The organism is Legionella bozemanae (assembly GCF_001648595.1).
Taxonomy (GTDB): Bacteria; Pseudomonadota; Gammaproteobacteria; order Legionellales; family Legionellaceae; genus Legionella; species Legionella bozemanae.
This window is the reverse complement of the sequence record NZ_LBAW01000016.1, coordinates 100,556-107,346: the sequence shown is the minus strand read 5'-3', so window position 1 is coordinate 107,346 and position 6,791 is coordinate 100,556. Positions and strand designations below refer to the sequence as shown.

Genomic DNA, 6,791 nt, shown 5'->3' with positions numbered 1-6,791 from the left:
AAATGCCACAACACAGACCCCCACTACAGTCTTTCTTTGAATTTTGTGGGGATCGTACAGGACTTGTTCGCGGAATCCATAATCGATCTAGTTAATCAGTCCTTATTCTCGATGTTCTGGATCCTGCGAACAAGTCTCAGGACGTGGTGCTATGGACAAATTATCAAAAATTTATAAATCGAGTCTGGTATCTTGATTTTTGCATTCATACTCATCATAGTGCAGAGCCGACTTTTGATGGGCATTTACAAAGACATCATAGTTAATACATTCTTAGCAAGGAGTATAATAAATGGGCTACAAATTTCGCTTAAGCTTTGCACTTTTATTGAGTGTGCCGTCGCTTTTGTTTGCAGACGATACCCTTATTTTTGCTGTTGATATCATTCGGCATGGGGACAGAACACCTATTGTTCCTCTTTCAGCTGTAAATTATCAATGGCAGGAGGGGCCTGGCCAGTTAACTGCTGAGGGGATGCAGCAAGAATATAAAATGGGCATGGAGTTCCGTAAAAAATACATTGAGCAGGCACATTTATTGGCTGAACATTACGAACAAGGAACAATGTATGTCCGTTCTACGGATTATGAGCGTACGCTTATGAGTGCCGAGTCATTATTAATGGGATTATATCCTCCTGGAACGGGGCCAAATACTTCAGAGCCGTCTCTTCCTGCTTTACCCCATGCTTTTCAACCCATCCCTATTTTTAGCGCACCGTCTAAATATGATGAGGTGATCATTCAACAAGTAAGCTCTGCAGAACGGGCAAAATTGATGGAACAGTATGTGTATTCAACCAAAGAATGGCAAGAAAAAAATAATGCACTCAAGGATAAGTATCCTCTGTGGAGTGCTTTGACAGGTGTGCAAATTAAGAACTTGGTTGATCTTGAATTACTTGGTGATACTTTATACATTCATCAACTACATAACGCACCGATGCCAGTTGGATTGAGTACCCAAGATGTGGAAACAATTATTAGTGCCAGTAATTGGGCTTTTATGGCGCAGGAAAGACCACATCCAGTAGCAACGGCTTACAGCACCAAGCTCATGACCAATATTGCTAATTATCTCAATAGCGGCAGCCAGAAAAAATCCAAGCTTAAATATGTTTTGCTATCAGCACATGATACTACTATAGCTAGTGCGCTGAGCTTTTTGGGCGCTCCTTTGGAAATCGCACCACCTTATGCTTCAAATCTCAATTTCTCACTTTATGAACGTGATGCAAATTATTATCTGGTAAACATCACGTACAATGGAAATCCTGTTTCAGTTCCGGCATGTGGCGGGGCTACCTGCGAGCTGCAGCAATTTATAAAACTGGTGAAGAGTTCCGGAAATCATCTGAGTTAAGAAAATTGTGTTCTCTCCCGTGAAAAACGGGGGAGCCAAAGTTATAAATAACTCATCTCAGCGGGAATATACTATTATTAATTCATTTAAGTAAGAGAGTTCATTACTCACCTAAAACTAGTAAGTCCATAGGGCTCTCTACTCCCACTACCAGTCTGGATTTACGTTCGATTTTTGGTGTTTCATTTTTATAATTTTGTTTCAGTGCTTCTGTTAGAGTGGAGACAGCAGTTAATGCTTTTGAATGCTCTTTTTTATTGTGCTTCTCCAATTTAGCAGCCAGGTTTGCAGTTTCTCCAATCACTGTATATTCAAGTCGGTCTGCGTTACCTATCACTCCAAAAACAATTTCGCCACACGCAAGTCCTATGCCGACATCGATAACAATCTCTCCATTTTTTTTACGTGTTTCATTCCATACGGGCAGTATAGAAAGAATTTCATCTACTGTTCTTAAAGCATCCGCTGCATAAGTATCTGAAGGAGTTACCGCACCAAAACTTGCCATGATGCCATCGCCCATAAACTTATCTATGGTCCCATTATGTTTTTGAATAATAGGAACGAGTAAGCGCTGATAATCTCCCAGTAATCTGATTAAATTGCTTGGCGAAAGTGTTTTTGATGCTTTAGTAAAGCCGCGCATGTCCGTAAACAAAATAGCTGCTTGTCGTGTTTCACCATATCCTGCTTGGAGCACGGACTCAGAGCGTGTAATTTTTTGAGCAACACCTATATCAAAAAAACGCGCCAGATCTTTGGCTGCGCTGGTTTGTTCTACTGCTTGGCAAAGCGTCTTTTGGGCACGCTGGAGTACTAACGCCAAAACAATAGTGACTAATAAAATAGACAAAAGTACATCAAATACAGCACCTAAATAGACACTGCGTGTTGAGGCATAGGTTACATAATCCCAAGTGATAACATTCATGCCGGCGCTGGATAAAGTTTGCCAAATGATAAGGCTCCAGCCTATTACTGCACTAAAACCTGAGAGTAATACCCATTCTGGTTCGAAGCGCAATGCGCGCAGTGTGATTAAAATGTAAGCATAATTAATGTGTGTATTTTTTAAATTAATCGTCGGGGAAGTTTCATATTGTAAGTAGTAAGTCCAGATAATAAACAGCAACAAGAACATTTCTGTGATTACAAATAATCCGAGTACTAGAGGTGTTAATTGATTCGTATAAGCAAACCATAATCGCGTTAATATGAGAATAGTAAATAATGAGAGGCCCAGAGTGGTGGAATGTACTGGTGCATTCGGTGTATAACCCACCGGAGTGAAACAGTTTATGACCATAAACAAAATGATTACCCCTAATTGTACTCCTCCTACTAGCAATTCGCTTTGATACTGCTGTATCTTTATTTCATTTTTGATACGAGGCGGCAATTGGGTATAATTAAGCACTTATTCCTCCTGCGATGCGTTCACACAGTCCTTTAGGTAACATAATGTATTCTTCTGGATCGCTGTCCGTTGTTGCTTGGGCGGCACAAGAGTGTTTCGATGTTGCACAGTCATTTTTACCTGCGCGAACTATGTGATAACATCGTTCAAATTCTCCAGTCTGGCCCTTTTCAGACAGCCAATCGGTATTTGTATGTAAAGAAACGAGTGCAGCGCCTACAGCAGCTGCAATAACGGCACTATTTTGTATCTTACGTTTATTCATGTTTGTGATCCAACCTTGGATTTATAAATATCGCTTTTTTACATGTGCAAAATAGTAGTCGGGATTTAATGTTTCACCAGTTGCCAGATGTAATAACTCAGGATAGGTTAATAGCCTTCCTTTTTGATGAATATTTTCCCTTAGCCAAAGTAACAAAGGTTTGAAATCACCATGTTTTAACTGCTCTTTAATACCAGGAATTGATTTTTTTACTGCCGAGAATAACTGAGCAGCAATTAATGCTCCGAAGGTATAGGCAGGAAAGTATCCAAAAATTCCTGAGGGCCAATGTACATCTTGCATCACCCCATTTTTATCATTACCTTTTGTTGATAATCCTAAATATTTTTGCATGGATAAATCCCAAATTTCGGGTAAGTCAGCAATATTAATCTCGGAAGCAAAAAGTTTCTGCTCTATTTCGTAACGAAGTATCACATGTAAGGGATAGGTTACTTCGTCGGCATCAACACGAATTAATCCGGGCTGTACTTTGGTGAAATGATAAAAAATATTTTCTTCAGTTATATTTTCTACACCTTTGAAATATTTTTGGGCAATAGGGACCAGAAAATGGAGGTATTCCAGACTTCTGCAAATCTGCATTTCAATAAATAAGGACTGACTCTCATGAACTGCCATTCCTAAGGAATGACCCACTGGTTGTGTACTCCATTCTTTTGATAAGCCTTGTTCATATAGGGCATGACCTGTTTCATGGGTAATTGCCATTAAGGAAGATAAAAATTCATGTTCGTTGTAGCGTGTTGTAATACGCACGTCACTTGAAATACCGCCACAGAAGGGGTGATGGCTCACATCCAATCGGCCATGATTAAAATCAAAACCAAGACGCGACATTATTTCCATTCCCAATTGTTTTTGCTTTTCTATTGGAAACGTTCCTGTAATTGTTTTTGTTTGTCGTGTTTTTTGCTTTTCAATAATCCTGGGGATCAGTCTTGGTAATTCATCTTTTAAAGAATTGAAAATTGGAGTAATCGTCTTACAATCTAAATCTGGAGAATACTCATCAATTAAAACATCCAGAGGGGACTTGCCAAATGTTTGTGATTTAATCTCCGCAATTGTTTTTACTTTTTCGAATAATTTTTCCAGGTAAGGCTTAAACGATTTCCAATCATTTTTTGCGCGTAATTCTCGCCATGCCTGACCACAAATTAAGGATTCATTAGTAAATTCTTCAACTAAATTTACGGGAATACAGCTTGCCTGCAAATATTCTTTTTCCATCCAGTATAAATTTTTTCGCTGCCATAATGATAAACCTTCAATATCTTTTGCTTGGTTTAGCAAGTCGCCTACTTTTCTATTGGTTAACCAATCATGTTGAACAGCACTTAACGTAGCCAAAGCTTCTGCCCGAGCTTTGCCTCCACCAACGGGCATCATCGATGCCTCATCCCAGGAAACAATTGCTGCCAAATTTTCAAAATCATAATATTTTTTAAAATGCTGTTCTAATTGCTTGTATGCGTTCATGAAGGGCTCTCATTATTCTGTTTGAATTGCGCAATTTTAAATATATATCCCATATTCATATGAATTAAAATAAATTTATGCTTCGATTAGGTTTGTTTGCATTTCGCTAGATTAAGTCAAAATGGTCTGATTTTTCGAGTACTGAAGCGCAGCATACATGAAGTATGCGAGCATTGGGGCACAGAAAATCAAAATCAGTGCATTACATGGTTTTTAGATTAGAAATGGATCATTTTAAAAAATGATGAAAAAAATAAATTAAATTGTACATTTGCACTACCAAAATTTGTAAATTAACTGTAAACTTGCTCCCTGAAAAGACATAGTCGTAACAAAACGAACTCTTTTCGAGAGGTACTTTATTATCGGATTTTTAATTAATTTTAATTTTTAAGGAGCAATGATTATGCCTCAAACACCGCCAGGCTCACCTAAAGTTGAAAGAAAAACTGAAGAAGAAAAAAACTTGGAAAGTTCTCAGGAAAGCGTAGAAGAAAGCCTGGAAGATGGTTCTCAATATAGCGAAGAAGAATCTTCTCAACACAGTGAAGAAGAAACTGCAGAGCAACAAACCGCACAAGAACAACAAAGCCCACAACCCCCAAGAAATCCCAATACATTATTTGGTTTTGCTCCTAGAGTCCAACGTATGGTTCTTTTTGTTTGTCCACAGGGCCATATGCATATGTTACCCGCAGAGATGTTGCCTATTCTTCAAATTGCATCACTCCTGAACGCTTTAGAAGATGAAAACGAGCTGAAAGAAGATGTTAGTCAAGAGGCTCAAACTGAAGAAAAACAAGAAGAGTCAGTAGAGCAAGAGAATGAAAAAGTAAGTGAATCAAAAAATCAAAAAAATTACGAAGAGTCAGATGAAGAGTCAGACGAAGAACGTAACGAATCAGTTCGCTGCTATCAAATGTAAGCTCGAATTCCGCAGCCTTGGCTGCGGAATCGCTTTAACTATAATCTTCCCCTAAAAAAATACCGTTAATCTCCAAAACAGAATATTCACGGTTGCTAATCCACACTAACTTCCTATAATATCGTCGCACCTAAAAAAAGCGACCTGAAATTTAAAAAGGAATAATAATGCGTGGTATAAAATGGATGTTAATTGGATTTTTTGCTTCTGCTTCAATGGCTCATGCCAATTTACCTTATTTTCCCCTCGACTTTCCTAGAGATGAAGCAGCCCATTATCAAAATATACCTTATTCATTTGATCGCCTCATTGAATGGTGGTATTTCAATGGCAAGTTGGTGACTGATGAGGGCAGGCATTTAAGTTTTGATGTGGCTTTGTTTAACTCGGCGATTAATGTAAAAGGGCGTGTTTATACACAACCCATGCTGCATATGCAGCTTGCAGATTTGGACAACAAAATAGGCTATGGGGTTGCTAAAGACTATTTCCTTAATGAAGGTAAATTTGCTACGGATACATTAAATATTACTTTAAAAAATGATTATAGCTTACAAAAGAAGGTTCAGCAGGGGAAAGAGGTCTATTTGTTGAAAGCAGAGGGTCGGCAAAATAATACGGTTTTAAAATTCAATTTAATTTTGGAACCCAATGCTCCGTTTTTTTTGATCAATGAGAATGGACTGATGCCCATGGCTGATGACACCAACTCCTATTATTATTCTATACCTCATTTTAAAACAACAGGTACTCTTAAACTGAATAACAAGACTTATCAAATTACCCAAAACCCCGGTGATTCTTGGATGGATCACCAGTGGGGAGATTTTAATCTGGATGCGAATGGTTGGGAATGGTTTGGCGTACGCCTAAATAATGGAATGGTCGCTAATATTTTCCTTATTTTCAATTTTAATGGCAACCATGTAATCGGTGGTTTAGCCAATGTCATTCTTCCTTCTGGAGAAAAACGATTTATTTCTTATCAGGAGATGGAGGTGATTCGAGAGGATTATTGGCTTGATTCCGAATTATCAATCCTTTATCCCACTACATACCGGATTAATATACCCAGTATCGGTCTGTCATTTACTAATGTTGCAGCTTTTCCTGAGCAGGAAAAACATGGTTATTGGGAAGGGTATTGCGAGATATCAGGGAACTACAATCAACAAGAAGTTTCAGGTTTTTCTTATACAGAAATTGTTTACCAGAATCCAACTTTATCTTTTTTTCCCGACGGAGATGGTTTGAGAATGAATAAATTAACTGATTAAATCATCAACGATGCGTTTTTAAATCAGGACTAGCACGATAT

The 6,791-nt window shown here is 38.2% G+C and carries 6 protein-coding genes; 3 read left to right on the top strand and 3 right to left on the bottom strand.

Annotation, left to right across the window (positions count from 1 at the left end):
• Positions 1-292 precede the first annotated feature (292 nt).
• A complete protein-coding gene (locus A8O27_RS12590; RefSeq protein WP_058459063.1) occupies positions 293-1,363 on the top strand; it encodes a histidine phosphatase family protein in 1,071 nt (356 codons plus the stop codon).
• Between the two features lie 103 nt (positions 1,364-1,466).
• Here the strand turns inward: A8O27_RS12590 and A8O27_RS12585 are convergent, their stop codons facing one another.
• From A8O27_RS12585 to A8O27_RS12575, 3 genes are read right to left on the bottom strand one after another with little or no spacing between them, the layout of a single operon-like run.
• Positions 1,467-2,780, bottom strand: coding sequence for an adenylate/guanylate cyclase domain-containing protein (locus A8O27_RS12585; RefSeq protein ID WP_058459064.1), 1,314 nt, complete (start codon positions 2,778-2,780; stop codon positions 1,467-1,469).
• Positions 2,773-3,045, bottom strand: coding sequence for a BufA1 family periplasmic bufferin-type metallophore (locus tag A8O27_RS12580; RefSeq protein ID WP_058459065.1), 273 nt, complete (start codon positions 3,043-3,045; stop codon positions 2,773-2,775). Before A8O27_RS12580 ends, A8O27_RS12585 begins: the two co-directional genes overlap by 8 nt.
• 21 nt (positions 3,046-3,066) lie before the next feature.
• A complete protein-coding gene (locus A8O27_RS12575; RefSeq protein WP_058459066.1) occupies positions 3,067-4,548 on the bottom strand; it encodes a carboxypeptidase M32 in 1,482 nt (493 codons plus the stop codon).
• A 406-nt stretch (positions 4,549-4,954) separates the two neighbouring features.
• On the opposite strand from A8O27_RS12575, the gene A8O27_RS12570 reads away from it, so the two are divergent.
• Together A8O27_RS12570 and A8O27_RS12565 are read left to right on the top strand one after the other, a co-directional pair.
• Positions 4,955-5,473 (top strand): hypothetical protein, encoded by a 519-nt coding sequence (locus A8O27_RS12570; protein WP_058459067.1) that lies wholly within the window; start codon positions 4,955-4,957, stop codon positions 5,471-5,473.
• 167 nt (positions 5,474-5,640) lie between these two features.
• The gene (locus A8O27_RS12565) at positions 5,641-6,750 is read left to right on the top strand and encodes a lipocalin-like domain-containing protein (RefSeq protein WP_058459068.1); all 1,110 of its coding nucleotides are present in this window, start codon (positions 5,641-5,643) and stop codon (positions 6,748-6,750) included.
• Positions 6,751-6,791: the final 41 nt, after the last annotated feature.

Excerpts from the sequence above, each read along its gene's own strand:
- A8O27_RS12570 (WP_058459067.1), top strand. The coding sequence starts at position 4,955 with ATGCCTCAAACACCGCCAGGCTCACCTAAAGTTGAAAGAAAAACTGAA.
- A8O27_RS12575 (WP_058459066.1), bottom strand. The coding sequence starts at position 4,548 with ATGAACGCATACAAGCAATTAGAACAGCATTTTAAAAAATATTATGAT.
- A8O27_RS12580 (WP_058459065.1), bottom strand. The coding sequence starts at position 3,045 with ATGAATAAACGTAAGATACAAAATAGTGCCGTTATTGCAGCTGCTGTA.
- A8O27_RS12565 (WP_058459068.1), top strand. The coding sequence starts at position 5,641 with ATGCGTGGTATAAAATGGATGTTAATTGGATTTTTTGCTTCTGCTTCA.
- A8O27_RS12590 (WP_058459063.1), top strand. The coding sequence starts at position 293 with ATGGGCTACAAATTTCGCTTAAGCTTTGCACTTTTATTGAGTGTGCCG.